The sequence below is a fragment of the Marinactinospora endophytica genome, assembly GCF_054780875.1.
In genome coordinates this window covers 13,504-39,760 of the sequence record NZ_BAAGVM010000009.1, presented here as the reverse complement: position 1 = coordinate 39,760, position 26,257 = coordinate 13,504, and the positions used below count along the sequence as shown (strand labels likewise).

The window sequence follows — 26,257 nt, the reverse complement described above, 5'->3', positions numbered from 1 at the left end:
CTTGACGGTAATAAGCGATTGAACGGTTTCAGGGGTGGTTCAGACCCCTTTTTCGGCTTTCTGAAGTGCTTCCGTGAGCGCGACCGTGGTCAACCCCACCTGCCACTCGCGCGCGTTGTTACCCCGCAGGTGCTGGGCGACCGCAGCCTCGTCCAAGGGACGCGGCGGCGCCCACGCCAGCCTGCGCACGGCGTCCGGCTGGAGCAGGTTCTCCGTCGGCATGGTGACACGTTCGGCGATGGAACTCACCACCGAGCGAGCCGCCTCCAACCGCCGCGCCGCCACCGGATCGCGGTCGGCCCAACGGTTCACCGGGGGAGGACCGTCACCCGGGGCGCTCGGCCGGGGCAGCTCGGCGACGGACATGTCCCGCACCCGGTTGATCGCCTTGATCCACACCGGGATGTAACGGCGGGCCAGCCGGACACCGAACGGCTTGATCGCGGCGAGGTCCTGGGCGGTGCGGGGCATCGCCAGCGCCGCCTCGACGATACCCGCGTCGGGGACCACCCGCCCCGGCGACAGGTCCCGTTCGCACGCGATGCGGTCGCGTTCGGACCACAGCTCCCGCACCACGCCCAGCCCACGCTGGTTGCGGACGCGGTGGATGCCCGAGGTCCGCCTCCAGGGGTCGGGGCGGGGCTCCTTCGGGGGCGCCGCCAGCACCGCGGCGAACTCCTCGCGCGCCCACTCCAGCTTCCCCGCCGCGGCCAGCTCCTCCTCCAGCGCGTCCCGCAGCTCCACCAGGACCTCGACGTCCAGCGCCGCGTAGCGCAGCCAGTCCTCCGGCAGGGGGCGGACCGACCAGTCCACGGCGGAGTGCTCCTTGGCCAGGCGCATTCCCAGCACGCGCTCGACCATGGCGCCCAGTCCCACCCGTTGGTAGCCGAGCAGTCGTCCGGCCAGCTCGGTGTCGAACAGCCGGGCGGGACGCAGGTGCAGTTCCGTCAGGCAGGGCAGATCCTGGTGTGCCGCGTGCAGCACCATCTCCGCGTCGGCGATGGCCGCGTTGAGCTCCGTCAGGTCGTCACAGGGGATCGGGTCGATCAGTGCCGTTCCCGCCCCGGCCCGGCGGAGCTGGACCAGGTAGGCGCGCTGTCCGTAGCGGTACCCCGAGGCGCGTTCGGCGTCCACCGCCACGGGGCCCCGTCCCGCGCCGAACGCTTCGACGACGTGTTCCAGGCGCGCCGCGTCCCCGACGACCGGGGGCAGGCCCTCCCGCGGCTCCCGGAGTAACGGGGCTTCCCCGGTCGGACGTTCCGGAGAGGAGCCGGGATCTTGGTCACCTGTCTTGGAGTTCAGCACGTTCGACACAGCACTACGGTATGTGCTCCGCCCGGTGGGCAGGCGAACGCCGAGGTCCCTCGGAGCGCTCCGGCCCTGGTGCCCCGCCCTTTCCCGTTCTCCTCACGGAGCTCCCCCGACGCCGCTGCGCGGCTCGGTCAGTCGTGGCGGGGCCGGCGTTGGCTGATATCGGTCACGTCCACCGGGGGCAGGCCCGCGGTCGCCGACAGCAGGGCCAACCAGGCCGACATGTGCCCGGACAGGTCCTCGGAGAGGGGGGACCAGGAGGCCCGAAGCTCCAGCTCCGTCGTCGTGGGCTGGCCGGACTTGGCGCCGAAGCCCTCGGTGGTGGCGCGGGTCACGGTTCCGCTGAGTTCGCGCTGGTCGGCCCCGTGTCCGCTCAACGCCTCGGTCAGCCAGCTCCAGGCCACCTGCCCCAGCAACGGGTCGGTCGAGATCTCGGGTTCGAGTTCGGCGCTGACGTAGGCGACCACCCGGAACGGGCCGGGCCAGTCGCGGGTTCCCTCCGGGTCGTACAGGACGATGAGTCGCCCCAGCGCGATGTCGTCGTCGTCGACCGTCACGGTCGCCGACATCGCGACGGCGTGGGGGGCGAGTCGCCGGGGGGCGGGGATGTCCTCGACCGCGATCTCGGGGCGCACCACAGGTTCGCGCAGACTCTCGACCGCGCGCCGGAACGAGGGAGGCGCGTCATCGTCCCTAACGGCAGGGGGCATGATGGAAACGTCAGCCTTAATCTTGGAATCTCCACTTCGTGCCACCGGCCGCGAGGCCGGCGGGCCCGCGGGCACGGCGGAGTTCACGGCCACCGCCGCGCAGGCCGGACCTCACTCCACGCGCCGGGTGGGCACGCACACGACGGTGGCACGAGTCACGTCGGGTTCCGGGGAGCTTTTCCGGCGTGTCGGTGTTTTGTGATGATCTTGGGATGTCCACGGGGCCGGCGTGTCCCGCCCGGGGCCCATCGGTTCCGGCCGCTTCGCGCCCCGTCTGCCCCGGTCGGGGCGCAACAGGCTCGGAAGGCGTGGCACGATCAATGGTGTGACGCTGCAAGACTCTCCATTTCTCCGCGCCTGCCAGCGCCTGCCGGTGTCCCACACGCCGGTGTGGTTCATGCGCCAGGCGGGCCGCTCCTTGCCCGAATACCGCAGAGTCCGCGCCGACGTCCCGATGCTGGAGGCGTGCGCGCGGCCCGACATGATCGTCGAGATCACGATGCAGCCGGTGCGCCGCTACGAGGTGGACGCGGCCATCTACTTCAGCGACATCGTGGTGCCCCTGAAGGCCATCGGTGTCGATCTCGACATCAAGAGCGGCGTCGGCCCGGTGGTCGCCGAGCCGATCCGCGACCTTGACGCGATCAAGCGCCTGCGCGACCTCGAACCCGACGACATCCCGTTCGTCACCGAGGCGGTCGGCGAGCTCGTCGGCGAGTTGGCCGACCGTCCGCTCATCGGGTTCGCGGGTGGCCCCTTCACCCTGGCCTCCTACCTCATCGAGGGAGGGCCGTCCAAGAACCACGAACACACCAAGGCCATGATGTACGGCGAGCCCGACGTGTGGGCCGAGCTGATGCAGCGCCTGTCGGCCATCACCCTGGAGTTCCTCAGGGTCCAGGTGGCGGCGGGGGCCAGCGCCGTGCAGCTGTTCGACTCCTGGGTGGGCGCGCTCAGCCCCGAGGACTACCGCGCCGGCGTGCTGCCCTACACCAAGTGGATCTTCGCCAAGCTGGGCGAGCTCGACGTGCCGCGCATCCACTTCGGCGTGGGCACGGGAGAGCTGCTGGGCCTGCTCGGCGAGGCCGGGGCCGACGTGGTCGGGGTCGACTGGCGGGTTCCGCTCGACCGCGCGGCCCAGCGGGTCCAGGCCGGCACCGCTCTCCAGGGCAACCTCGATCCGGCCACGCTCTTCGCGCCGTGGGAGGTGGTCGCCGAGCGTACCCGCGACGTGCTCTCCCGCGCGCGGGCGGCCGAGGGGCACATCTTCAACCTGGGTCACGGCGTGCTGCCGACGACCGACCCGGACATGCTGGCCCGCCTGACCGACTTCGTGCACCAGGAGACGGCTCGCTGAGGCGCAGGGTCCGGCCGCGGACGGCGCGCGGCCGGACCCCGCGCTCACCCTTCCTCCCGTTCGGGCGGAGCGGGGGCCGCCTCGTCGTCGGCGGCCACGTCCGCGTGGCCGGGGGCGGCGTCCCGGGCCGGGCGACGCCTGCGCCGCAGCAGCAGCCACACCGGTACGCCGCCCAGCGCGACCAGGGGCAGGAACGGCAGCAGCCAGCCCACGAGGACCGCGATGCCGCGCAGCAACGTCTGGAGCGCCTGCACCCCCGCCGCGAACCCGTCGCCGAACCCTGACGGGTCCACGTCGGTCGCGGAGGCCGGTCCGACCAGGGACAGTTCGATCGTGCCGTAGGCGGTCTGCCCGGCCAGGGCCTCCTGCCGGGCCTGCAACGCCTCCAGTTCGCCCTGGCGTGTCCCGATCTCGGCCTCGACCGCCAGCACCTCCTCGACGGTCCCCGCCTCCTCCAGGAGGTCCCGCAGCCGCGCGAGCGAGGCCTCGGCCGACTCCACCCGGCTGTCGACGTCGGCCACCTCCTCGGTCACGTCCTCGACCCGCCGCTCCAGGCTGCGCAGGTCGCCCAGTTCCGCCAGCTCCTCCAGCGCCTCCTCGTAACCGTCCTGGGGGACCTTGAGGGTCAGCGACGCGCTGGGGAGCTCGCCCCCGTCGGAGTAGGCGGTCTCCGCGGCGACGTGGCCGCCCGCGGCCACCACCCGCTCGACGGCCCGCTCGGAGGCGTCCTCGACGTCGGAGACCTCCACCGACAGCGACGCGGTGGAGATCACTGTGCGTTCGCTCACGTCGACAGAGAGGTCGGAAGCGGCCTCGGCCGCGGCACCGTCGGCCCCTCCCTCGGGGGGCGCCGCCTCCATCGCGGCGTCGGGAACGGAGGCCGTCCCGAGGTTGGACCGGCTCTCCGAACAGCCCGCCAGCAGGGCGGTTGCCAGCGTCAGACAGGCGAGCGCGACGGCTCGGCGACGGCCGCGCAGGGCTCCCACACACAGGTTCATGCGGCTTCGACGTGCCACGGGGTGAGGCCGTTGCGGCCCTCGGATAACGCTCGCATCACATTGGAGGGGCCGGGTTCACGGCACCCCGTCAGCACCCGCGCACCAGGGACGCGCGCAGATGGCGGGGTGCGAACGAGGACGCGAAACCATCTGGAAAGCTGGGGGCATGGAGACGAAACCGCACGTCGTGGTCGTCGGTGGCGGACTGTCCGGATTGACCGCGGCCCATCGCCTCATCGAAACCGGGTCCCGGGTCACCGTGCTGGAGTCCGCACCGCGACCGGGCGGCAAGCTCCACAGCTCCCCGGTGGCCGGGGTCCCGGTGGACTCAGGGGCCGAGTCCATCCTCACCCGCCGCCCCGAGGCCTTGGAGCTCGTCGCGGACCTGGGGCTGGGCGATCGGCTCACCCATCCGGCCCCCGCGCCGGCGCGTCTGTACAGCCGGGGCGCGCTGCGCGACTTTCCCAGCGGGCACCTCATGGGGGTCCCGGGCGGCCTGACCGCGCTGGCCCGCAGCGGCGTCCTGTCGTGGACGGGCACGCTGCGCGCGGCGCGCGACCTGGTCTGGCCGGCCACGACCATCCACGCGGACGTCCCGGTGGCCACCTACATCGGCGTCCGCATGGGGTCCGAGGTGGTCGACCGCCTCGTCGAACCGATGCTGGGCGGCGTCTACGCGGGCCGCGCCGACCGCCTGTCGCTTGAGGCGGCGCTCCCTCAGATCGTGCCGGCCGCGCGTACCCGGCGGTCCCTGATGGCCGCCGTGCGCGAGATCAAGGAGGAGCAGGCGGCCAAGGCGAGGGACGCGGCCCCCGGTCCGGTGTTCGCCACCCTGCGGGGCGGTCTGGCCACCCTCATCGACGCGCTCGTCGACCGCGTGACGGCGGCGGGCGGCGCGGTCGAGACCTCGACCCCGGTGCGCGAGCTGCGACGTGACGGCGCGGGCTGGCGGATCGTCGCCGGCCCTCCCGGGGCGGAGCGCGCCGTCGCGGCCGACGCGGTCGTCCTGGCCTGTCCCGCCCCCGAGGCCGCCCGGCTGCTGCGCGTGGAGGTGCCCGAGGCGGCGCGCGAGCTCGAACGGATCGGCTACGCCAGCATGGCCGTCATCACGCTGGCCTACCGGGCGCGGGACTTCGCCGCGCCGCCGAAGGGCAGCGGCTTCCTGGTGCCGGCGCTGGAGGGACGGACGATCAAGGCCGCCACCTTCAGCAGCGTCAAGTGGCCCTGGCTGGCCGAGGCGCTGCGCGCGGCCCATCCCGACGAGGAGACCGTGCTCGTGCGCTGCTCCATCGGACGGGTGGGCGAGGAGGAGACGCTCCAGCACTCCGACGAGGAGCTGGCCGCGCTGGCGGTCGCCGACCTCGCCGACATCTGCGGCATCGGCCGGCCGCCCGTCGAGCAGCGGGTCACCCGGTGGCAGGCCGGTCTGCCCCAGTACACGGTGGGGCATGAGGCCCGGATCGCCCGGGCCCGCACGGCCGTGGCCGCGCACCCCGGCCTGGCCCTGTGCGGCGCCGCCTACGACGGTGTGGGCATCCCGGCCTGCGTCGCGAGCGCCACCGAGGCGGCCCGCACGCTGACGACCGTCCTGACCGAGCGGGTGGCGCACGGCGCCGGACCCGCGCTCTCCGACTGACGCCGGTCACGGCGCTCAGCCATCACCGATATCGAACCGACAAGGGAGTTCCACGTGACGACGGGGCACGAGAGCCACAACGGCGCCTCCGACGCCGAAGAGCTGAACAAGCTCATCCGCTACACCATGTGGTCGGTCTTCAAGGTCGGCGACCTCGGCGAGGTCGACCGCGTCGCGGCGGTCGAGGAGGTCACCCGCCTGTTCGACGCCGCGGCCGAGAAGGGGGTCACCACCCGCGGCTCCTACGACGTGCAGGGGTTCCGCGCCGACGCCGATGTGATGTTCTGGTGGATCGCCGAGACCCCCGACGCGCTCCAGGAGATGTACGCGTCCTTCCGGCGCACCGCCCTGGGCCGGGCGAGCGCCCCGGTGTGGTCGGTCGTGGGCATGCACCGGCCGGCGGAGTTCAACCGCGGCCACGTGCCGGCCTTCCTGGCCGGTGAGGAACCGCGCGACTACATCTGCGTCTACCCCTTCGTGCGCTCCTACGAGTGGTACCTGCTACCCGACGAGGAGCGCCGCGCCATGCTCGCCGAGCACGGCCGGATGGCCGCGCCCTACCCCGATGTGCGGGCCAACACCGTCTCCACGTTCGCGCTCAGCGACTACGAGTGGCTGCTGGCCTTCGAGGGCCAGGAGCTGCACCGTATCGTCGACCTGATGCGCCACCTGCGTGGGGCCGAGGCCCGTCGGCACACCCGTCTGGAGGTCCCCTTCTACACGGGGCGGCGCAAGAGCGTGGCCGAACTGGTCGAGGCGCTGCCCTAACCTCGTGGGCAGCGGTCGTGCTTCGAGCGTGGCATGCAACCGACGCCACGACCGGTGTCACGGCCCTATAATTCCGGGAATGCGGCTCCGGTCGTCGTGCGGCACCCGTGCCCGGCGGCCGGAGCTTTCTGCTTATCTCCGCGTCGATCGGAAGACGCGCTATTACCCCCCTTCCCGCTTCATAGAGATCAAAGAGGAATATGGGACCTGTGGACTGGTCTACGTCGCTCGCCGCGTCCACCACGTCGACGTCCATCGACCCTTCCGAGGGGTACGAGGGATTCATCGGCTGGGTGCTCGGCCTGATGACAGACCTGGGCGAGCTCGGTGTCGGCCTCGCCCTTCTCATTGAGACGTTCTTCCCCCCGATGCCCAGTGAGGCGGTGCTGCCCGGAGCGGGCTTCCTCGCCTACGACGGCAAGATGAACCTGTGGCTGGCGATCCTGGCGGCCACGCTCGGCGCCCTGGTCGGCGCCTGGGGGTTCTACGCGCTGGGGGCGTTGCTGGGCCGAGAGCGGACCAAGTGGCTGGTGGAGAAGACCCCTCTGCTGGAGGTGGAGGACTTCTACAAGGCCGAGGCGTTCTTCTCCCGTTGGGGGGGCATCGCCGTCCTGATCGGCCGTTGCGTGCCTCTGGTACGGAGCTTCATCTCCATCCCGGCGGGTATCGAGCGGATGCCGTTCTGGCGGTTCTCGCTCTACACCTTCGTCGGCAGCGCCGTGTGGAACGGGTTGTGGATCGGCCTGGGCTACGCCTTCGGTCCGGCGATCAAGCCGGTCCTGGAGGAGTGGAGCGGCGTCATCAGCAACGCCGTCCTCGTCGTCATCGCGGTGCTGTTCGTCTGGTTCATCGTCGTGCGCGTGCGCAAGATCATGCGTCGCCGTAACGGCGGGGAGCCTCCGCGGGGCCCGCAGGGACGGCACCACGTCGCCAAGCACCGCGTCGTCGACTGACAAGGGCGAGGGACACCCGGCTTCCACGCCGAGGGGGCGCACCCGTACGGGTGCGCCCCCTTTTTTTCTGCGTCTTTCCGGTCCGCCCCTTCGGGGGGGCGGGCCGGAGGGTCAGCCCTTCCGTGCGGAGGGCACCGGGTGTTCGCCGGGCCGTCCAGCGCGTCGGCGCGTCACGAGCACGTAGAACGGGATGGCCAGGATCAGCACCAGCACGAGGCTGGACCCCGAGTACAGCAGCGCGTCGCCGGCCGGGGCGTTGACCGCCCAGGCGGTGAGGCAGCCCACGCTGCCCAGGATCCAGGCGAGCACCGCGAACGCCGTGCGTCCCCGCGGCTTGGGGTACTCCACCCGGCTGACCATGAGCCAGGCGACGAGGAAGATCGTCGCCACCCCGAGGTACACGGGGGGGTCGAGCAGCACGACGGTGATGACGGCCATCGCCCCGAACGGGCTGGGCAGTCCGGTGAAGTAGTGGTCTCCGGGCGCCTGGCAGGAGAAACGGGCCAGGCGCACCACGACCGCGAGCAGGACGGCCGCCGCCGCCGCGATCGGGAGCAGACCACCCTCGTCGGAGGCCAGCGTGCCCCAGGCGATCACGAAGAACGCCGGGGCGAAGCCGAAGCTGATCACGTCGGCGAGGTTGTCCAGTTCCGCGCCCATCCCACTGCCACCGAGCTTGCGCGCGACACGGCCGTCGAAGAGGTCGCAGACGGCCGCGATCAGCAGCAGGACCACGGCCGCGGCCACGTCACCGCGCTGTAGCGGCCCGTGCACGCCGGCCGAGAACTGGTCGACCTGCGCCGAGGCGAGCTGCCAGACGGCCATGAAGCCGCACAGCGCGTTGCCCAGGGTGAAGTAGTCGGCGAGGACCAGTCGCAGCCGCGGCGCCGGCTCGTGGCCGGTGACGGCCGCGGCCAGCCTCTCGTCAGTCGCGGTCAAGTCGGGTCTCGCCGGCTCGGACCTTCTGGCCGACCTCGACGGCAGGGGCGATTCCTGCTGGCATGTACACGTCGACGCGCGAACCGAAGCGGATGAGGCCGATCCTCTCGCCCTGCTCCACCTTCTGCCCGACGCCGAAATACGGGACGATACGCCGGACCATCGCCCCGGCGATCTGAATGACCGTGACCTCACCGATCTCGGTGTCGAAGGTCCAGATGACGCGTTCATTGCGCTCGCTGTCTTTGTCGAAAGCGGGACGGAAGCCCCCCGGCCGGTGTTCCACTCTGGTCACCACGCCCGCCAGCGGTGCGCGGTTGACGTGGACGTTGAGCGGGTTCATGAAGACCGCCACCCGGGTCCGGCCGTCGGGCTGGGTGTCGATCGTCTGCACGACGCCGTCCGCCGCCGAGAGGATCCGCCCACTGGCCGGACCGCGCTCGGGGTCACGGAAGAACCACGCCATGCCGGCCGCCAGGCCGACCGTCGACACGGCGAGGGCGGTGCGCGCGCGCGACCCGCGGGCGCTCAGGACCGCGGCACCGGCGGCCGCGCAGGCGGGTACCAACCAGGGGGCCGAGCCGCGGGCCATGCGCAGGCGCGGTCGGGGAGGGAGATCAGGGGAATGGTCGTCGGTCATGGGGAGCTTTCGTCGAGAAGCCATACGGAGGGGACCTGGGGCGGCCGGGCACGGGGCGGTGGCGCGGTGGTCGGGCCCGCGGTGTCGCGGTCGCCCGACCCGGTCCGGCACCGTCTGATGAACGAGGATGTTATGCCACTGGGCCGTCCGCCTCCAGGGTCAGGGCTATGGAGTTGATGCAGTAACGGTCGTCGGTCGGGGTGGGGTAACCCTCCCCGTGGAAGACGTGACCGAGATGGGACGCACAGCGGGCACAACGCACTTCGGTACGTATCATGCCAAGCGATCGGTCCTCATGCAGGGTTACCGCAGAGCTGTCGGCGGGATCATAGAAGCTCGGCCAGCCACAGTGCGACTCGAACTTCTCTTTCGAGCGGAACAGTTCGGCGCCACAGGCCCGGCAGCGGTAGACTCCGCTGACCGTGGTCGAGACGTACTCCCCGCTCCACGGGCGCTCCGTGGCACCCTCGCGGAGCACCGCGTACTCCTCCGGGGTGAGCCGCTCGCGCCATTCCTCCTCGGTCCGGTCGACCGGTGTCCTTGGTTCGTCCATACAGGCGACGCTACCTTGGGCGGCGCGGGATCGTCCCGTTCCCCACCGTCCGTCGCGCAGTGGAGCCGGGGCGCCGTGCGAGCGGTGAGCGGAGCCGTCCACCTTTTCCGGTTTCCTGGCGGGTGAGAAGTTCTTCCTTTACCCAATCGGGTAGGGCGGGACGAAACGTCGAAACCGGCAGGGAGTGCGACCGTGCTCGTTCCGTATCGACAAGTCCTGCAACGACGACCGATGATCCCTGGGTGGCCTTGGCCAGGAAGGCCGCCCGTGCCGGAGTCCCTCCCGTCCGCTCCCGCATCCGTGGCCCCCTCTCGTGCCCCCCGTGCCGTCCGTGTTCTCCGCGCGATGCCCGTCGCCGCGACGCCGCGTCCTCGCCCCTTGGGGGACGGGGCGCTGCTGGCGGTGGTCACGCTGATCGGCCTGTGCGGGTTGGCGACGGCCGGACTGCTCGGCCTGGCGTTGGCGCGTTGGATGGCGACCTCCTCCAGCGACGTCCTGCCCGTTGTGGGCGGTGGCCTGGGGGTGGCCGTGATCCTTCTCGGCCTGGCCGTCCTGGTGACCGCTCAGGCGCGTGGACGGGGCGGGCGAGGCCGCTCCAGGGACTGATCCGGTCCGCTGCGGTGGGCCGGGGCCGTCCTCCCCGGCCCACCGCGCGCAGCCCCTCCCTCGTGACTCGGAGTCGTCCGGGGACACGAGGCGGCTCTCTAGAGAACCGGCTCTTTTATATCGACACAGAACCACCGGCCCGTCAACCGGTATCCCCTTGAATGTCCATTTCCTGTAGAAGGGCGCCACGGCCGCGCCGCACCTCTGGGGGGCTCAGGCGTCGAAGTCGTAGTGCAGCACGTAGGCCGAGCCGTCCAGGACCATCTCGTTGAGCTCCACGGGACGGTGGTCGGCGGTCAGCGCGGTGCGCACGACGTCGATCACGGGGGTGCCGGCGGGAAGCCGTAACTCCTCCCGCTCCGCCGGCGTCGGCATGCGCACGCGGATCTCCTCGGTGAAGTGGGCGGGGGCGTGGCCCAGTTCGGCGAGGCGGGCGTAGATGCCGCCGGGACCGCTGTCGACTTCGGTGATCGGCGAGCCCGCCACCAGCTTGGCCGGCAGGTAGGAGGTGGCGATCTGTAACGGCCGTTCCTCCACGAGATAGCGACGGCGGCGTTCGACGACCCGTTCCTTCTCCGGCAGCGTCAACGCCCGGGCCACGTGGCGGGGGGCGTCGGTTTCGCGGACCCGGACGTCCTCGACCTGGAATGCCCGATCGCCGGCATCGGCCTGCCAGATGACCCGTCCCTCACCCCACAGCTCCCGGGACAGGCGGCGCGGGCCGTGTCGGCGTAGCGGACGGAACCCCCGCACGTAGACGCCGGATCCGCGGACGGCCACCGCGATGCCCTCGTTGACGAGGAGGGCCAGGGCCTGGCGGGCCGTGGCGCGGGCGACCCCGTACCGCTTCATCAGTTCGTTCTCGCCCGGTATCCGGTCTCCGTCGGAGAGCTCTCCCGAGAGGATGGCCGAGCGCAACGCCTCGGCGATCTCCCGGTAGACCGGTGGGGAGCCCTTTTCGGACGTCGGCACTACGCTCATCCTCTCGCCCGGACCACGCCTTCGCGTGGTGGGACCTCCCTGCGTCGGCGTGGTGTCCTGAGGGGGTGCCACCCCGCGGCGGGCGGTGGGCCGCTTCCTGCCCACCCCGTCATGGCGGACGTCGCCATCGCTCTCTTACACAGCGGGTATGTCCGGTTGACCGTTGCTTTATGCGTGATTGTTACTCATCCGAATTCGGATATCTCTGGGAGGTTAATTGCTGCCTGTTCCGTAACCCGTCAAAAGTCCGGTTTGAGGATGACCTGAACGTGGTCGTCATTCACGCGTGTAGCGCGCGAACAGGGCGCCCTCGGCCTCCAGAAGGTGTTCCAGGCGCAGCAGCCGGGTGTGAGAGGGCGCGTCCCCGGCGACGATGCGCGCCGCGGACGGCCCCACCAGGTGGGGGCTCACCGTCAAGCACAGCTCGTCCACGGCGTCGGCCGCCGACAGCTCCGCCAGCAGGTGCGGCCCTCCCTCGGTGAGGACCCGGTACAGGCCGCGCTCGGCGAGCGCGGAGAGGATCGCCCCCGGCTCGACCCGATCCCCGCCGGCCACCACCAGGTCGGCGTGCTCGGCGGCCCAGGCCCGCCGTTCGGCCGGCGCCGACTCGGTGGTGAACACGATCGTGCGGGACTGCGGGGGCGCCTTGGTCAACAGGTCCGGATGGAGCTCCAACGTGCGGGTCACCACGGCGATCGGCGGGGTGGCCGGACGGCCGGCCCGCAGCTGGGACCACACCTCACGCGGACGCACCGGCCGGTAGCCCTCGATCCGGGCGGTCGCGGCCCCGGCCAGGACGACGTCGGCCAGCCCGCGGAGCACGCCCATCACCGCGCGGTCGGCGGGCGAGGACAGCTCGGCGGTCCGCCCCGACGCGCCCCAGGCGCCGCCGTCGGCGCTGGAGACCATGTTCGCGCGCACCCAGGGGCGGCCCATTCCCTCGGGATAGGCGTAGACCGTCGCCAGGTCGACCTCGCCGCCGGGGGTGGGCAGCAGACGGGAGAACCGGGGGGGCGTGGTGTCGGTAGGGCTCATGTCCACCGAGGGTAGCGGTGGGCCTCGCGGCGGTCCGGGGAACCCCGCGGCGCGCCGGCCGGGTCGGTTCAGCGCCCCGCGTGGGACACCCGCCGCAACAGCACCAGGGCCCGGTCGATGACGCGCAGCCGGCCCGAGGCCGCGAGGAGGGGACGGTCCTGGACGTCGGGTTCGGCGGTGTCCAGCACGGTCTCCCAGGTGGTGCCGTACTCCCTGCCAGGGATCGCGAAGTCGACGGCCCGGTCGCCGGCGTTGAGCAGCAGCAGGAAGGAGTCGTCGCGCACGGTCCGGCCACGCGGATCGGGTTCGGTGATGGCGTCGCCGTTGAGGAACACCCCCAGCTCGCGCCCGCCACGGCCCCAGTCGGCGTCCTCCATCAGCGAGCCGTCGGGCCGCAGCCAGGCGATGTCGCGCTGCTCCCCCTCGCGCGGCGGCCGTCCCTGGAAGAACCTGCGGCGCCGGAACACCGGATGCTCGCGGCGCAGCTTGGCCAGCCCGCGGACGAACTCCAGCAGCTCCTCCTCCTTGCGGGCGGCCTTCCAGTCGATCCAGGAGACCTCGTTGTCCTGGCAGTAGGCGTTGTTGTTGCCGGCCTGGGTGCGGCCGATCTCGTCTCCGTGCAGCAGCATCGGCACCCCCTGGGACAGCATGAGGGTGGCCAGGATGTTGCGGACCTGGCGACGGCGCAGGGTCACCACCGCCGGGTCGTCGGTGGGCCCCTCGACGCCGTGGTTCCACGACCGGTTGTCGTCGCTGCCGTCGCGGTTGTCCTCGCCGTTGGCGAGGTTGTGCTTGTCGTTGTAGGAGACGAGGTCGGCGAGGGTGAAACCGTCGTGGCAGGTGACGAAGTTGATCGAGGCGACCGGCCGGCGTCCGTCGTCCTGGTACAGGTCGCTGGAGCCGGTCAGGCGCGACCCCAGTTCGGGCAGGACCGGGTGGCCGCGCCAGAAGTCGCGGACGGTGTCGCGGTACTTGCCGTTCCACTCCGTCCACAGCGGGGGGAAGTTGCCCACCTGGTAGCCGCCGGGCCCCACGTCCCAGGGCTCGGCGATCAGCTTGACCTGTGAGATCACCGGGTCCTGCTGCACGATGTCGAAGAACGTGCTCAGCCGGTCGACGTCGTGGAACTCCCGGGCCAGCGCCGAGGCCAGGTCGAACCGGAACCCGTCGACGTGCATCTCCAGCACCCAGTAGCGCAGCGAGTCCATGATGAGCTGCAACGAGTGCGGGTGGCGCACGTTGAGGCTGTTGCCGCAGCCGGTGTAGTCGAGGTAGTAGCGCCGGTCGTCGTCGCGTACGCGGTAGTAGGTGAGGTTGTCGATGCCGCGCAGGGACAGGGTCGGTCCCATGTGGTCGCCCTCGGCGGTGTGGTTGTAGACGACGTCGAGGATCACCTCGATGCCGGCCTCGTGCAGCGCCTTGACCATCGCCTTGAACTCCTGCACCTGCTCGCCGCGGGAACCGGTCGCGGCGTACCCGCTGTGCGGCGCGAGGAAGGCCAGGGTGTTGTACCCCCAGTAGTTGGTCAGGCCGCGGGCGACCAGGGCGTGCTCGGGGACGAAGTGGTGGACCGGCATCAGTTCCACCGCGGTCACGCCCAACGTGGTGAGGTAGTCGACCATGACCGGGTGGGCGAGCCCGGCGTAGGTCCCGCGCAGCCGTTCGGGGATGTCGGGGTGGCGCATGGTCAGTCCGCGCACGTGCGCCTCGTAGACCACCGTCTCGTGGTAGGGGATGTTGGGCCGGTTCTCGTTGCCCCAGTCGAAGAAGGGGCTGACCACCACGCACTTGGGCACGAACGGCGCGGAGTCGCGGTCGTTGCGCCGCGAGGGGTCGTCGAAGTGGTAGCCGAACAGCGACTCGTGCCACGACAGGGTTCCGTCGATGGCCTTGGCGTAGGGATCGACGAGCAGCTTGTTGGGGTTGCAGCGCAGCCCCGCGGCGGGGTCGTAGGGACCGTGCACCCGGTAGCCGTAGCGCTGCCCCGGGCCGACGCCGGGAAGGTAGCCGTGCCAGACGAACCCGTCGTTCTCGGTCAGGGGGACGCGGGTCTGGGCTCCGTGGTCGTCGAACAGGCACAACTCGACTCGGTGCGCGGCCTCGGAGAACAGGGAGAAGTTGGTTCCGGAGCCGTCGTAGGTGGCTCCGAGCGGGTACGGGGTTCCGGGCCAGACGTCCACCATGTGCGTCGCTATCTCTTTCTCAGGCCTCCGTGATGAGGAGGTTCTTCCGTCATCGCCGGGGGAGTATGCCGGTTTGCGTGCGATCGACACCGGATCGTGCCTGGCTTTGCTGGTCATCCCCTGTCTCCGCCCCTCCGGTGACCGTGAGTGACGGTTTCGATACCCCTGATCGGACGCGCCGAATCCGAAAAGGAGGGGAGGCGGGCGAATGCGGAAGAGGGAGGCGCGACGGTCCACCCCGCTCCGTCGGGGGAGCGGGGTGGACCGTCACGTCTGGTGGCCGGGCCGGGGTGGGAGGGGGCCGCCTCTCCCGCCCCGGCCCGGAGGCGCCGCGTCACCTCCGCTCGGTCCATGGAGGTGGTCGGCGCTCCAGTGGTCCTGCTCCATGGGGCGCCCCGTAATCGATCCGGCGCCGTTTGGCCGTCGGGCGTTCTCGCGAGGGATGGAACGCGCAGGGGGTCGTCTCTTGTCGGAGTCGGCTCGCAGGTTATTCCGAGGATCGCGAGGATCGCATTTGTTACCGGAATAGAGCTCGAAAGCCCTTCCGAAAGTTTTATTTTTGTGATATAATGCCCAATTCTTGGGCTAATGTCCAGCATTATGATGAACAAGGGGCAACCCAGCCGGACAGCTCTCATGTCGGCCGCGGCACGCGCGGCACACCTCCTCGTCGACGAGACTCCCTCGATCTTCGCCGACACCCTGGCGCAGACCTTCCTGGGGGAGCGTGCTGAAGAACTCCTCGGCTACCACCGGTCCTATGGTGGGCACCCCGTCCTGTCCGGCGCGCGAACGACGGCCGTTACCCGCAGCCGCTACACCGAGGACCGACTGGCCGAGCTGGCCGGCCGGGGCGTCGACCAGTACGTGATCCTCGGCGCGGGGCTGGACTCCTTCGCTTACCGGTCGGAACTGGCCGACGGTGTACGGGTGTTCGAGGTGGACAAACCGACGGCCCAGCGCTGGAAGCGGGCTCTGCTGGTCGAGACGGGAACGGCGGTGCCACCGTCCGCCTTCTTCGTCCCGGTCGACTTCGAGAAGGAGTCCGCCCGGTCACTCACCGATCACCTCGTGCGGGCCGGCTTTGCCCCGGGCCGGCCCGCGCTGGTCAGCTGGCTCGGGGTCACGATGTACCTGACCTCGGAGGCGATCAGGCAGACCCTGGCCGTCATCGGCGGCTTCGCCCCCGGCACGGAGCTCATCGTGGAGCACCTCCTCCCGGCCGGACTCCGCGACGAGGCGGGTCAGTCGTATGCGGAGCTGGTCATGGCCGCGGCGGCCGAGCAGGGCGAGCCCTGGCAGACGTTCCTCAGCATCGAGCAGATGGACGCCCTCCTACGCGAGCACCGGCTCCAGCCGATCGAGTACGTCCGGCAACGCGAGACGATCGCCCCTGCGCAGTGGGAGCGTACCGACGCGCTCCGCCCGTTCGAATTGTCCGTCCTCGCCCGTGCGAGCGTCCCCACCCGCCAGGCGGGTCCAGTCCGCTAGGCCGAGCCGCTGATTGATCTGGTGGTTGTGGGCCGACAGGCCGCTCCCAAGAGCGGATCTTGGAGGTGGTCGTGGGGGTGTCCGAGTGTGTTCGTCCGGTCGGTGAGCATGGCGGAGAAGCGGAAGCCGCGGCGGATCAGCCGGACCGCGAAGCCTCCGGTGAGATTCCGTCGGACGCTCGTGGCGCTTGATGCCCGCCCAGGGACAGACGGCCACGGACATCGCCGTGCTGATGCAGGGCGGCGAGGACTACATCCGCGATGTCATCCACGCCTTCATCGAGCAGGGGGGCTGGAGGGGGACGTCCCAAGACGATCAGTGACCAGGTAGGCGAACACGTCCGCCTGATCGCCCGGACGTCCCCCACCGACTGGAGGATCACCGCGTTCTCCACCTGGAGCCTGAGCAGGCTCGCCGATCACCTTGTCGAGCAGAAGGTGCCCGCGGCCATCAGCAGGCAGACCCTGCGCCGGATCCTGCACGCCGGCAAGGTCTCCTGGAAGACCACCCCCACGTGCAAGGCGTCCACCGGCCCGGAGTTCATCGCCACGATGCGCCGGATCCTGGCGCTGTACGACACCCCGACCGCCGACGGGCGGGGGATAAGCGTCGATGAGTTCTGGCCGCTGAACCCGATGCCCCGCACGGACAAGGCGTGAGGGCCGGTGAGGCGTCCGCGCCGCCCGCGGGCCGCCTACAACCGCTAGGGCGGCGTGCGGCAGATGCTCGCCGCCCTCGATCTGGTCACCGGAAAGCTGTAGCGCCGAATTCGCCCGCGCAAGCGGTGGCGCGAGTTCCTCGACCTCCTCAGGGCCCCGCACGCCCGCCGGCCCGGGCACAAGCCGTATGTGGTGCTGGACGACTTCTTCCCCGCACAAGCACGTCAAGGTCCGCACCCGGGCAGCCGACGACGACATCGAGCCGGTCTTTCCGCCGTCCCGCGGCTCCTGGCCGAACTGGATCGAGGCGGAGTTCGCGGCCCTGCGCTCCTTCGCGCTCGACGGCGCCGACCGGCGCGGCCACGACGAACAGAACGCCGCCATCGCCGCCTACGTCCGCTGGCGCAGCCCCCGCGCAGACCCGAAGACGAACTCCGCGCCCGACTCACCGATCCGGTCCTGGACCGATTACCGTTCCAAGGCCGCGTGACAAGCCGCTAGGCCCGGGGACGGGCGCGTTCGATGATGGCCGCGACGTCGGTGCCGCGCGGCAACGTGCCGAAGACGTGGCCCCACTCCCCGGCCAGGCGCGAGCCGACGAAGGCGTCGGCCACGGCGGCGGGGGCGTGCCGTACCAGCAGCGCGCCCTGGAGACACAGCACCATCGACTGGACGACCGCGCGAGCGCGGTACTCGGCGGCCTCCAGGTCCGACAGCTCGGCGTGCAGCCGTTTGACGGCCGCGTCGAGACGGGCGTCGGCGCCCTCCGCGGCGGCCAGTTCGGACAGGAACGCCTCCAGGCTGTGCGGCTCGCGGGCCATCGCGCGCAGCACGTCCAGTGCCGCGACATTGCCCGACCCCTCCCAGATCGAGTTGAGCGGCGACTCGCGGAACAGCCGGGGCATGCCGGACTCCTCGACGTAGCCGTTGCCGCCCAGGCATTCCAGCGCCTCGGCCGCGTGCGCGGGGTGACGCTTGGTGACCCAGAACTTGCCCGCGGCCACCGCCAGCCGGCGGAACGCGGCCTCCTCACTGTCGCCGAGGATCGCCCGGTCGGCGGCTCCGGCCAGGCGCAGCATCAGCGTGGTCGCCGCCTCCGACTCCAGGGCCAGGTCGGCCAGCACGTTGCGCATCAGCGGCTGGTCGACGAGGGCGGCCCCGAACGCCCGGCGCCCGCGCGCGTGGTGCAGTGCCTGCACCAGCCCGGCCCGCATTCCCGCCGCCGAACCGATCACGCAGTCCAGGCGGGTGCCGTTGACCATCTCGATGATCGTGCGCACGCCTCGTCCGGGTTCACCCACGAGCCAGCCGAGCGCGCCGTCGTACTCCAGCTCCGCCGAGGCGTTGGACCGGTTGCCCAGTTTGTCCTTGAGGCGTTGGATGGACAACGAGTTGCGGGTGCCGTCCTCCAGCACGCGCGGCACCAGGAAACACGACAGCCCCTCGGGGGTCTGGGCCAGGGTGAGGAACAGGTCCCCCATGGGAGCGCTGGTGAACCACTTGTGGCCGGTGAGCCGGTAGGCCCCGTCGGGGCCGCCGGCGACGGCGCGGGTGGTGTTGGCGCGCACGTCGGATCCGCCCTGCTTCTCCGTCATCGACATTCCGGCGAGCAGGCCCCGTTTGCCCAGCGGCGGGCGCAGCCCGAAGTCGTACTCGCGGGAGGTGAGCAGCGGTTCGTAGCGGGCCGCCAGCTCGGGGGCGTGGCGAAGCGCCGGGACCGCGGCGTAGGTCATCGATATCGGGCACCCGTGGCCGGCCTCCACCTGCGACCACACGTAGAACTTCGCCGCGCGCGCCACGTGGGCGCCGGCCCGCTCGTCGGCCCAGGGGGCGGCGTGCAGGCCGTGGGTGACGGCGGTGTCGACGAGCACGTGCCAGGCGGGGTGGAAGTCGACCTCGTCGACGCGGTGACCGTAGCGGTCGTGGGTGCGCAGCACCGGTTCGTTGACGTTGGCCTGTTCGGCCCAGGCCTGCGCGGCGGCGCCGCCGGCCATCCGGCCCAACTCGTGGAGCTCCTCCATCGCCCATCCGGCGCCCTCGCGCCGCACTCCTTCGAGCAGCGCGGGCTCGGCGGCGACGTCGTGGCCCTCCAGCGGTGAGGGCTGGTTGAACACTTCATGTGTGGCGGGCATGGGACCCTCCTCGGGGGCGAGCGGACGGATCGCCTCAGCGTAACCGGCACTCCGCCCGCGACCGAACCGGATTCGGTAGGAGACGTCCCCCCTGACGCCGCGGGCACCCGCCCCCCAGGGAACGGGTGCCCGCGGCGGCGCGCTCGGACTCCTAGGGGACCACCGCCCCCTCGTCCGGAACCCGATGCAGCGCCTCGTCGTAGCGGTGCAGCGCGACCCGGGCGACCTCGGGGGCGTCGCCGAGCGCCGCCGACACCGTGTCGGCGCCCGCGGCCAGGGACTGCTCGGCGACCAGGTCGCCGAAGTACCCCGGTGCGAGCAGGTAGGTGGCGACCACGATCCGGGGCGCCCCCTGCGCGCGCAACCGCGCCACGGCCTCGCCCGGCGTGGGCGAGGCCGCCGAGGCGTGGGCCGCGACCACGCGGAGCCACGGTCCGCGCTCCGCCAACGTCTGCGCCGCCCGGGTGATCACGGCGTTGGCGGTGGCGTCACTGGAGCCCGCCGAGGCGAGGACCAGCGCGGTGTCGGGCGCCGCGGTGACGCCGGCCTCCGCCAGCCGCCGCTCGACCGCCTCCAGCAGCAACGGGTGCGGTCCCAGCGTGGCGGCGTAGCCGAGGCGCAGCCACGGCCAGGCCGCCCGCGCCGCGGCCAGCTCCCGCGGTAGGTCGACCTTGCTGTGATAGGCCGCGGTGAGCAGCGCGGGCAGCACGACGGCCGCCCCCGCGCCCTCGGCGGCCAGCGAGGCCACGGCCGCGCGCGGGTCCGGCGCGACATGGTCGAGGTAGGCCACGCGCACGTCCAGGCCCGGGCGCAGCCGGCGCACCCGCGCGAACAGCGCCTCGACGGCGCGCGAGGAGCGCGCGTCCCTGCTGCCGTGGGCCACCGCGACCAGCGGCGGGCCCTGGGCGTGTCCCGCCGCGCTCACAGGTGGATTCCGCATTCGGTCTTGCCGGTGCCCGCCCAGCGTCCGCTGCGGGGGTCGGCGCCCGCCTCCACCCGCCGGGTGCACGGCGCGCAGCCGATCGACGGGTACCCGTCGTACTGCAACGGGTTGACCATGACGCCGTGCTCGGCCATGTAGGCGTCCACGTCGGCCTGGGTCCACCGCGCGATGGGGTTGACCTTGACCATCTGGCGGCGGGCGTCCCACTGCACCACGCCGATGTCGCGCCGGGTGACCGCCTCGTCCCGGCGCAGCCCGCTCAGCCAGGCGTCGTAGGGCTCCAGGGCGCGTTGCAGCGGCTCGACCTTGCGCAGGTAGCAGCAGATGTTGGGGTTGCGGCCGTGCAACCGGGGACCGAGGTCGCGGTCCTGCTCGGCGACGGTACGCCGGGGTTCGACGTTGATCAGGTTGATCGGGTAGACCGCCTCGACCGCGTCACGGGTGCCGATCGTCTCGGCGAAGTGGTAACCGGTGTCGAGGAAGATGACGTCGATTCCGGGCACGACCTTGGACACCAGGTCGACCATGAGCGCGTCGGCCATCGACGAGGTCATGCACAGCCTGTCGCCGAAGGTGTCGGCGGCCCACTCGATGATCTCCTGCGCGCTGGCCTCCTCCAGCTCGGCCGCCGCGCGCGTGGCCAGGCTCTCGCCGTCCACTGTGACGTTCATGCGTTCCCACCCGTCTGTATGCCACCGGCCGGCCTGGCGGCGATGCCCTGTAGGCCGACGAACTTCACTCGAAAGACCCGCGCGCAGCCGCCGCAGGCCCACGCGGAACCCGCGCCCTTGTGCGCGTCGCCCTCGTGGGGCACCAGGTCCTCGTCCCCGCAGTAGGGGCAGTAGTAGGGAGCGGCGCGTTCGCTCACTTCAGATCCCCCTCGCCGGCGCGCGTCACCCACTGCGCGAACGCCTCGCCGTCCTCCTTCTGCTCCAGGTAGCGGCGCAGCACGCGCTCGACGTAGTCCGGCAGCTCCTCGGCGGTCGTCTTCAGGCCGCGGACCTTGCGGCCGAAGGCGGCGTTGAGCCCCATGCCGCCGCCCAGGTGCACCTGGTAGCCCTCGACCTGTTCGCCGGCGGCGTTGGTGACGAGCTGTCCTTTCAGCCCGATGTCGGCGACCTGGATGCGCGCGCAGGAGTTGGGGCAGCCGTTGAGGTTGATCGTGATCGGTTCGGGGAAGTCGGGCAGCCGCCGTTCGAGCTCCTCGATCAGGGTGGCGCCGCGCGCCTTGGTCTCCACGATCGCCAGCTTGCAGAACTCGATGCCGGTGCAGGCCATCGTCTGGCGGCGGAACGTGCCGGGGTTGACCTGGAGTCCCTCGGCCTCCAGGGCGGAGACGGCCGAGTCCACCCGCTCCTCGTCGATGTCGAGGATGACCAGCTTCTGGTCGGCCGTGGTGTGCACCCGGTCGGAACCGTGGGCCTCGGCGATGTCGGCGATGCGCGCCAGCGTGGTCCCCGAGACGCGGCCCACCTTCGGGGCGAAGCCCACGTAGTAGCGGCCGTCGCGCTGGCGGTGCACGCCCACGTGGTCGCGGCGCAGGCCGGGGTCGAGCTCGGGGGCGGGGCCGTCGGGCAGCGCGTAGCCCAGGTACTCCTTCTCCAGCACCTCGCGGAACTTCGCCGTCCCCCAGTCCTTGACCAGGAACTTGATCCGCGCGCGGTGGCGCAGCCGGCGGTAGCCGTAGTCGCGGAAGACCGAGCAGACCCCCGCCCAGACCTCGCTGACCTGATCGGGGCGGACGAAGACGCCGAGCCGCTGGGCGAACATCGGGTTCGTCGACAGGCCGCCACCGACGAACAGGTCGTATCCGGGTGTTCCGTCGGGTCCGATCACCCCGACGAAGGCGACGTCGTTGATCTCGTGGTTGACGCAGTGGACCGAGCAGCCGGCGATGGAGGTCTTGAACTTGCGCGGCAGGTTGGAGAAGAGGGGGCTGCCGATGTGCTCGTCGTAGATCTGCTGGATCTGCTCGCTGGCGTCGATGACCTCCTCTTCGGCGATCCCGGCGAGCGGACAGCCCAGGATGACGCGGGGGGTGTCACCGCACGCCTCGGTGGTGGACAGCCCGACGGCCTCCAGCTTCTCCCAGATCGCCGGGACGTCCTCGATGCGCACCCAGTGCAACTGGACGTTCTGCCGGTCGGTGATGTCGGCGGTGTCGCGACCGTAGGCCGTGGACACCTCGGCGATGGCGCGGAGCTGCGCGACGGTGAGCCGGCCGCCGTCGATGCGCACGCGCAGCATGAAGTAGCGGTCGTCGAGCTCCTCGGGCTCCAAGACGGCGGTCTTGCCGCCGTCGATGCCCGGGGCGCGTTGGGTGTACAGGCCGTACCAGCGGAACCGTCCGCGCAGGTCGGCGGGGTCGATCGAGTCGAATCCGGCGCGGGAGTAGATGTCGATGATGCGTTGACGGACGTTGAGGCCGTCGTCGTTCTTCTTGTTCTCTTCGTTCTTGTTGAGCGGTTCGCGGTAGCCGAGAGCCCATTGACCCTCGCCACGGCGCGGCCGTGAGGTCGTGGGGCTGGTCTTTGCGGATGCGGGAGGCATCGCGGGGTCCTCCGAGCGGGTCGCGGGGCGCGTCGGCCGACGCGCACCCCACCGGCCCCAGGATCCGCACCTCGTTGTGGCGGAGTCGGGGTCGTGCGAGGCGGAGGGCAACGTCGGCGCCGCATACGCCCCAGGGTGCGGGCGGGTGGAGACAGTGCGGCGGTGGAGTCAGCCGACGTTGCGACAGATGGCACTGCGGACCCGCAGAAAGTCCACGTGCCGGCGCACGCAGAGCATCGGGTCCAAAACAGTGGTCATGGTCTCGACAATGGCACGCGGAGGAATCCTTTGTCCAGGCGCGGGCCGTCCCGCCTGTCGGTGAAGCACATCACGTATAACCGGTAAAGTAAGTAGGAAATAGGGTCACGTTTTGTCATCGGAACCGGGAGGATCGACAGGTCGGACGCCGAGGCGGGAGCCGGCGGCTAGGTTGGACGGTGTGCGAGTTCTCGCGGAACGGGCCCGGCGCTATCTGGACGATCTGTGCATCCGTAACCCGCGGCTGGGCGCCGTGGTCTCCCTCGTCGCACGTACCGCGGCCTCCGCCTCCCGCACCCGGGTGGTCGGGCTGGCCGCCGAGTCGGCGTTCTTCTCGTTGCTGTCACTGCCCGCCCTGCTCCTCGGTCTGGTCGGCGCGCTCGGCCACCTCCGTCCGCTGCTGGGCGCCGAGACGGTCCTGGGGGTGCGCGAGTGGATCTTGGAGCTCGCCGCCACCGCGCTGACCACCGACACCGTCGACACCGTGGTCACCCCCCTCGTCGACGATTTCCTGGCCGGCGCGCAGGGCGGCGCGATCTCGGTGACGTTCCTGGTCTCCCTGTGGTCGGGGTCGCGCGCCATGAACGTGTTCATCGAGTCCATCACGATCGCCTACGGTCTGGAGGAACTGCGCGGCTACTTCCGCCAGCGCGCCCTGGCGTTCGTCGGCTACCTCGGCGGCCTGCTGTTCGCCCTGGTCGTGCTGCCCGCGATCGTGGCCGGGCCGGAGCTCGTCCGCGACCTGCTGCCGATGACCGCCGACCACCTCCACCTGGCCTACTGGCCCGGGGTCGTCGCGCTGTCCCTGCTGTGCCTGGTCGGGCTGTACACGCTGAGCGTTCCGGTGCGCACCCCCGTCTGGCGTCACCTGCCCGGCGCGGTGGTCGCCGTCCTGGTCCTGCTGGCGGGGTCGGTGCTGTTGCGCCTGTACCTCGACGCCTCCTTCGGCCAGGTCACCATCTACGGTTCGCTCGCGGCGCCGATCGCGATCCTGGCCTGGTTGTGGGTCATGGCCCTGGCCGTCCTCGTGGGGTCGTCCCTCAACGCCGAGATCGACGCGATGTGGCCCACCGAGACGACCGCGACGGCGCGCGCCGAGATCGCCGCCCGGCGGCACGCCCGCGCCGCGCGTCTGGTGGAGCGGCGCGAGAAGGCGTTGCAGAGCGTGGCCGGGGAGGAGGGCGAGGCCGACGTGGAACCCGCGCCCGAAAACGACCGCCCGGAGCGGGGCGAAACGGTCGCCGCCGCGGTCCCCACCGGCGAGGAGCAACGGCAGGAGGGCGAGGAGCAACGGCAGGAGGAGGAGCCGGCGGACGAGGGCGCCGAGACTCCCCCCTCGGGGCCGGTGGCCCGGGCCGGGGAGGGGTGAGAGCAGGAGCACCCTTCGGCGGCTACCGGAGGGAGCGCGGATCCGGCATGCTCATGATCATCGGCGCGTCCATCCCCGTCCCCGAGCCCGCGCCGTCGAGGTGAGTGACCATCATGGCCGTCCCGTCCCGTGACCGACGCTCCGGATGCCGACGACCGGCGGGGGTGGTCGCCGCGCTGGCCGTCGTCGTGGCCCTGGTCGGATTGGCGGCCCTGCTCACCGGACGGGATCCGCTCGGCCTGCTGCGCGACCTCGCCGGGGACGGGGGCGGACCCGCCTCCCCGGCCTCCCCGGCTCCGGGCTCCTCGGCCGAGGCGGAACGGGCGGCCGACCTCCTGGCCGCCATCCCCACCGCCGAGCCCGCCCCCCGGGGCGACTACGAACGCGAGGAGTTCGGCCACGGGTGGATCGACACCGACGGCAACGGCTGCTCCACCCGTAACGACATACTGGCGCGCGACCTCGACCAGGTGCGCACCGACGAGGAGTGCAAGGTCCTCGCGGGCGTGCTCGACGACCCCTACACCGGCGACCGCGTCGAGTTCACCAGCGAGGACCCCCAGCAGGTGCAGATCGACCACGTGGTCCCGCTGTCGCTGGCCTGGCGGATGGGAGCCGACGAGTGGGACCGGGAACGCCGGATCGAGTTCGCCAACGACCCCGACAACCTGGTCGCCGCCTACGGTCCGGCCAACCGGGAGAAGAGCGACTCCGGTCCCGGCGAGTGGCGCCCCCACGCCGACTACCAGTGCTCCTACGCCATCGCCTACATCGACGTCTCCCACCGCTATGACCTGCCGCTGGCGGCGCGGGACCACGCGGCGCTGGCGGACATGCTCGGCACCTGCTGAGCCCCGGCCGTCCGCGCCGGCGCCCGACCTCGCGCCCGGGGCGGCCCCGTGGGCCTCAGGCGGCGGCCCCGGTCGAGGTCCGGGGGCGTAGCGCCCCGGCCAGGGCCGCCCCGATGAGCGCCGCCAGGGGGATCGCGACCAACCCGACACGCAGCGAGGCGGAGTCGGCGACCAGTCCCACCAGGGGCGGGAAGCACAGGAAGCCGACACGCGCCAGCCAGGCCACGATGGTCACCCCGTCGCCGCTGCGCACCCCCGGGATCTCACCGGCCGCGGTGAGGGTCAACGGGAACAACGTCGCCACCCCCAGACCGGTCAGGCCGAAACCGGCGATCGTCGTCCAGGGGCTGGGGAACAGCAGCGCCGCCCCCAGCCCGGCCGCGGACAGCAGCAGTCCCGTGCGCGCGACCGCCACGGCCCCGAACCGGTCGGTCAGCCGGTCGCCGACGAGGCGTCCCACCGTCATCAACGCCTGGCACGCCACGAAGGGCAGGCCGGCCAGGAAGGCCGTGGCCATGAGCTCGTCGCGCATGTAGACCGCCCCCCAGGACGCCGCGGCGTCCTCGACCGCGGCCGACATCATCAACAGCACGCTCAAGGCGAGCAGGAGGCCGGCCGCGCGACGCAGCAGCCGCAGCACCTCGCCGGGGGCCGGGGCGTGCGAACCGTCGGAGCGTTCCGCGTGCTCGGGGCCGGGCAGCAGCATCCGCGCCGCCGTGAGGGAGAGAACGGCCAACAGGATCGCGACGCCGCCGAGGTGCGCGGGGAGCGGAACCCCCAGGCCGGCCATTGACGCTCCCAGCAGGCCGCCGCCCACCGCGCCCACGCTCCACACGGCGTGGAAGGTGTTGATGATCGACCGGCCGTAGCGGCGTTGCACCCGCAGCCCGTGGGAGTTCATCGCCGAGTCCATCCAGGCGTCCGCGCACCCCAGGCCGAACAGGGCCACGGCCAGGACCCCCCAGTTGGGGGCGAGGGCGACCAGCGGGAGCAGCAGGGCGCCGAGCAGGCCGGTGGCCACCGACACCCGCCCGCTGCCGAACCGGGCGATGAGCGGCCCGGCGAGCATGCCGGTCAGCAGCGCCCCCAGCGGCATCGCGGCGATCGCGGTGCCCAGCGCGGCGTTGGAGAGTCCCAGGTCGTCCTTGATGGCGGGCAGCCACGGCACCACGTTGGTGTAGGTGAAGCCGTTGACCAGGAACAGCACGACGACGGCGGCGCGCGCCCGACGCGCCACCGTGTCCGGCCGCGCGGGGGCCTGGGGGTGTGTGGACACCGGTTCCTCCTTCGGGTGGGGCCCCAGACGACGGTCGTCGCCTCCGTCGCGGAGCCCG

General features: G+C 71.6%; 25 protein-coding genes. 10 read left to right on the top strand and 15 right to left on the bottom strand.

What is annotated here, in order from left to right; genetic code table 11:
• Positions 1-39 precede the first annotated feature (39 nt).
• Together ACYVHU_RS17355 and ACYVHU_RS17350 are read right to left on the bottom strand one after the other, a co-directional pair.
• Complete coding sequence (locus ACYVHU_RS17355; RefSeq protein WP_498949016.1) at positions 40-1,314, bottom strand: ribonuclease D; 1,275 nt, start codon at positions 1,312-1,314, stop codon at positions 40-42.
• 128 nt (positions 1,315-1,442) lie between these two features.
• Entirely contained in the window at positions 1,443-2,021 is a 579-nt protein-coding gene (locus ACYVHU_RS17350; protein WP_432939835.1) for a DUF3000 domain-containing protein, read from the bottom strand.
• Positions 2,022-2,409: 388 nt separating this feature from the next.
• Here ACYVHU_RS17350 and hemE point away from each other — a divergent pair, with 388 nt between their 5' ends.
• Positions 2,410-3,378, top strand: a complete 969-nt coding sequence (gene hemE / locus ACYVHU_RS17345) for a uroporphyrinogen decarboxylase (protein ID WP_498949103.1) — start codon at positions 2,410-2,412, stop codon at positions 3,376-3,378.
• A gap of 44 nt (positions 3,379-3,422) precedes the next feature.
• Here the strand turns inward: hemE and ACYVHU_RS17340 are convergent, their stop codons facing one another.
• Positions 3,423-4,376 (bottom strand): DUF4349 domain-containing protein, encoded by a 954-nt coding sequence (locus tag ACYVHU_RS17340; protein WP_498949014.1) that lies wholly within the window; start codon positions 4,374-4,376, stop codon positions 3,423-3,425.
• 166 nt (positions 4,377-4,542) lie between these two features.
• Between ACYVHU_RS17340 and hemG the strand changes: the two genes are divergently transcribed.
• The 3 genes from hemG (at position 4,543) to ACYVHU_RS17325 (ending at position 7,733) form a co-directional block, all read left to right on the top strand.
• Positions 4,543-6,012 (top strand): protoporphyrinogen/coproporphyrinogen oxidase, encoded by a 1,470-nt coding sequence (gene hemG / locus ACYVHU_RS17335; RefSeq protein ID WP_498949013.1) that lies wholly within the window; start codon positions 4,543-4,545, stop codon positions 6,010-6,012.
• Positions 6,013-6,138: 126 nt separating this feature from the next.
• A complete protein-coding gene (gene hemQ / locus ACYVHU_RS17330) occupies positions 6,139-6,780 on the top strand; it encodes a chlorite dismutase family protein (RefSeq protein WP_498949102.1) in 642 nt (213 codons plus the stop codon).
• A gap of 209 nt (positions 6,781-6,989) precedes the next feature.
• Positions 6,990-7,733: a DedA family protein gene (locus ACYVHU_RS17325; RefSeq protein WP_498949011.1), complete on the top strand. Its 744-nt coding sequence runs from the start codon at positions 6,990-6,992 to the stop codon at positions 7,731-7,733.
• 111 nt (positions 7,734-7,844) lie between these two features.
• On the opposite strand, the gene pssA is transcribed toward ACYVHU_RS17325, so the two are convergent.
• The 3 genes from pssA to msrB form a co-directional block, all read right to left on the bottom strand.
• Positions 7,845-8,672, bottom strand: coding sequence for a CDP-alcohol phosphatidyltransferase family protein (gene pssA / locus ACYVHU_RS17320; RefSeq protein ID WP_498949010.1), 828 nt, complete (start codon positions 8,670-8,672; stop codon positions 7,845-7,847).
• Positions 8,659-9,312, bottom strand: coding sequence for a phosphatidylserine decarboxylase (locus ACYVHU_RS17315; protein WP_078762549.1), 654 nt, complete (start codon positions 9,310-9,312; stop codon positions 8,659-8,661). The genes pssA and ACYVHU_RS17315 overlap by 14 nt, the downstream gene beginning before the upstream one ends.
• Positions 9,313-9,442: 130 nt before the next feature.
• Positions 9,443-9,865, bottom strand: coding sequence for a peptide-methionine (R)-S-oxide reductase MsrB (gene msrB, locus ACYVHU_RS17310; RefSeq protein ID WP_078762550.1), 423 nt, complete (start codon positions 9,863-9,865; stop codon positions 9,443-9,445).
• Between the two features lie 345 nt (positions 9,866-10,210).
• Here msrB and ACYVHU_RS17305 point away from each other — a divergent pair, with 345 nt between their 5' ends.
• Complete coding sequence (locus ACYVHU_RS17305; RefSeq protein ID WP_498949008.1) at positions 10,211-10,471, top strand: hypothetical protein; 261 nt, start codon at positions 10,211-10,213, stop codon at positions 10,469-10,471.
• A 213-nt stretch (positions 10,472-10,684) separates the two neighbouring features.
• Here ACYVHU_RS17305 and ACYVHU_RS17300 read toward each other — a convergent pair whose 3' ends face one another.
• The 3 genes from ACYVHU_RS17300 to glgX all read right to left on the bottom strand — a co-directional run bounded on the left by ACYVHU_RS17300 (position 10,685) and on the right by glgX (position 14,670).
• Positions 10,685-11,452, bottom strand: a complete 768-nt coding sequence (locus ACYVHU_RS17300; RefSeq protein ID WP_078762552.1) for a GntR family transcriptional regulator — start codon at positions 11,450-11,452, stop codon at positions 10,685-10,687.
• A gap of 276 nt (positions 11,453-11,728) precedes the next feature.
• Positions 11,729-12,487, bottom strand: a complete 759-nt coding sequence (locus tag ACYVHU_RS17295) for a pyrimidine reductase family protein (protein ID WP_078762553.1) — start codon at positions 12,485-12,487, stop codon at positions 11,729-11,731.
• Positions 12,488-12,555: 68 nt separating this feature from the next.
• Positions 12,556-14,670 (bottom strand): glycogen debranching protein GlgX, encoded by a 2,115-nt coding sequence (gene glgX / locus ACYVHU_RS17290; RefSeq protein WP_078762554.1) that lies wholly within the window; start codon positions 14,668-14,670, stop codon positions 12,556-12,558.
• Positions 14,671-15,258: 588 nt separating this feature from the next.
• Here glgX and ACYVHU_RS17285 point away from each other — a divergent pair.
• The 3 genes from ACYVHU_RS17285 (at position 15,259) to ACYVHU_RS17275 (ending at position 17,310) form a co-directional block, all read left to right on the top strand.
• Positions 15,259-16,161 (top strand): class I SAM-dependent methyltransferase, encoded by a 903-nt coding sequence (locus ACYVHU_RS17285; RefSeq protein WP_498949007.1) that lies wholly within the window; start codon positions 15,259-15,261, stop codon positions 16,159-16,161.
• Between the two features lie 260 nt (positions 16,162-16,421).
• On the top strand, positions 16,422-16,820 hold the full coding sequence (locus tag ACYVHU_RS17280; protein WP_498949005.1) for a helix-turn-helix domain-containing protein: 399 nt from the start codon (positions 16,422-16,424) through the stop codon (positions 16,818-16,820).
• Between the two features lie 187 nt (positions 16,821-17,007).
• A complete protein-coding gene (locus ACYVHU_RS17275) occupies positions 17,008-17,310 on the top strand; it encodes a hypothetical protein (protein WP_498949004.1) in 303 nt (100 codons plus the stop codon).
• Between the two features lie 7 nt (positions 17,311-17,317).
• On the opposite strand, the gene ACYVHU_RS17270 is transcribed toward ACYVHU_RS17275, so the two are convergent.
• The 5 genes from ACYVHU_RS17270 to ACYVHU_RS17250 all read right to left on the bottom strand — a co-directional run bounded on the left by ACYVHU_RS17270 (position 17,318) and on the right by ACYVHU_RS17250 (position 22,445).
• Complete coding sequence (locus ACYVHU_RS17270) at positions 17,318-18,952, bottom strand: acyl-CoA dehydrogenase family protein (RefSeq protein ID WP_432939851.1); 1,635 nt, start codon at positions 18,950-18,952, stop codon at positions 17,318-17,320.
• A 151-nt stretch (positions 18,953-19,103) separates the two neighbouring features.
• Positions 19,104-19,892, bottom strand: a complete 789-nt coding sequence (locus ACYVHU_RS17265; protein ID WP_078762556.1) for a sirohydrochlorin chelatase — start codon at positions 19,890-19,892, stop codon at positions 19,104-19,106.
• Positions 19,874-20,566: a phosphoadenylyl-sulfate reductase gene (locus tag ACYVHU_RS17260; protein WP_078762557.1), complete on the bottom strand. Its 693-nt coding sequence runs from the start codon at positions 20,564-20,566 to the stop codon at positions 19,874-19,876. Before ACYVHU_RS17260 ends, ACYVHU_RS17265 begins: the two co-directional genes overlap by 19 nt.
• The gene (locus ACYVHU_RS17255) at positions 20,563-20,763 is read right to left on the bottom strand and encodes a hypothetical protein (protein ID WP_078762558.1); all 201 of its coding nucleotides are present in this window, start codon (positions 20,761-20,763) and stop codon (positions 20,563-20,565) included. The genes ACYVHU_RS17260 and ACYVHU_RS17255 overlap by 4 nt, the downstream gene beginning before the upstream one ends.
• Positions 20,760-22,445 carry a nitrite/sulfite reductase gene (locus ACYVHU_RS17250; RefSeq protein WP_078762559.1) on the bottom strand — a complete coding sequence of 562 codons (1,686 nt, stop codon included), beginning with the start codon at positions 22,443-22,445 and terminating at the stop codon, positions 20,760-20,762. The genes ACYVHU_RS17255 and ACYVHU_RS17250 overlap by 4 nt, the downstream gene beginning before the upstream one ends.
• 439 nt (positions 22,446-22,884) lie before the next feature.
• Here ACYVHU_RS17250 and ACYVHU_RS17245 point away from each other — a divergent pair, with 439 nt between their 5' ends.
• Positions 22,885-24,072, top strand: coding sequence for a YihY/virulence factor BrkB family protein (locus tag ACYVHU_RS17245; RefSeq protein ID WP_078762560.1), 1,188 nt, complete (start codon positions 22,885-22,887; stop codon positions 24,070-24,072).
• A 113-nt stretch (positions 24,073-24,185) separates the two neighbouring features.
• Positions 24,186-24,923 carry an HNH endonuclease family protein gene (locus ACYVHU_RS17240; RefSeq protein ID WP_078762561.1) on the top strand — a complete coding sequence of 246 codons (738 nt, stop codon included), beginning with the start codon at positions 24,186-24,188 and terminating at the stop codon, positions 24,921-24,923.
• A gap of 55 nt (positions 24,924-24,978) precedes the next feature.
• On the opposite strand, the gene ACYVHU_RS17235 is transcribed toward ACYVHU_RS17240, so the two are convergent.
• Positions 24,979-26,199, bottom strand: a complete 1,221-nt coding sequence (locus ACYVHU_RS17235) for an MFS transporter (RefSeq protein ID WP_498949001.1) — start codon at positions 26,197-26,199, stop codon at positions 24,979-24,981.
• Positions 26,200-26,257: the final 58 nt, after the last annotated feature.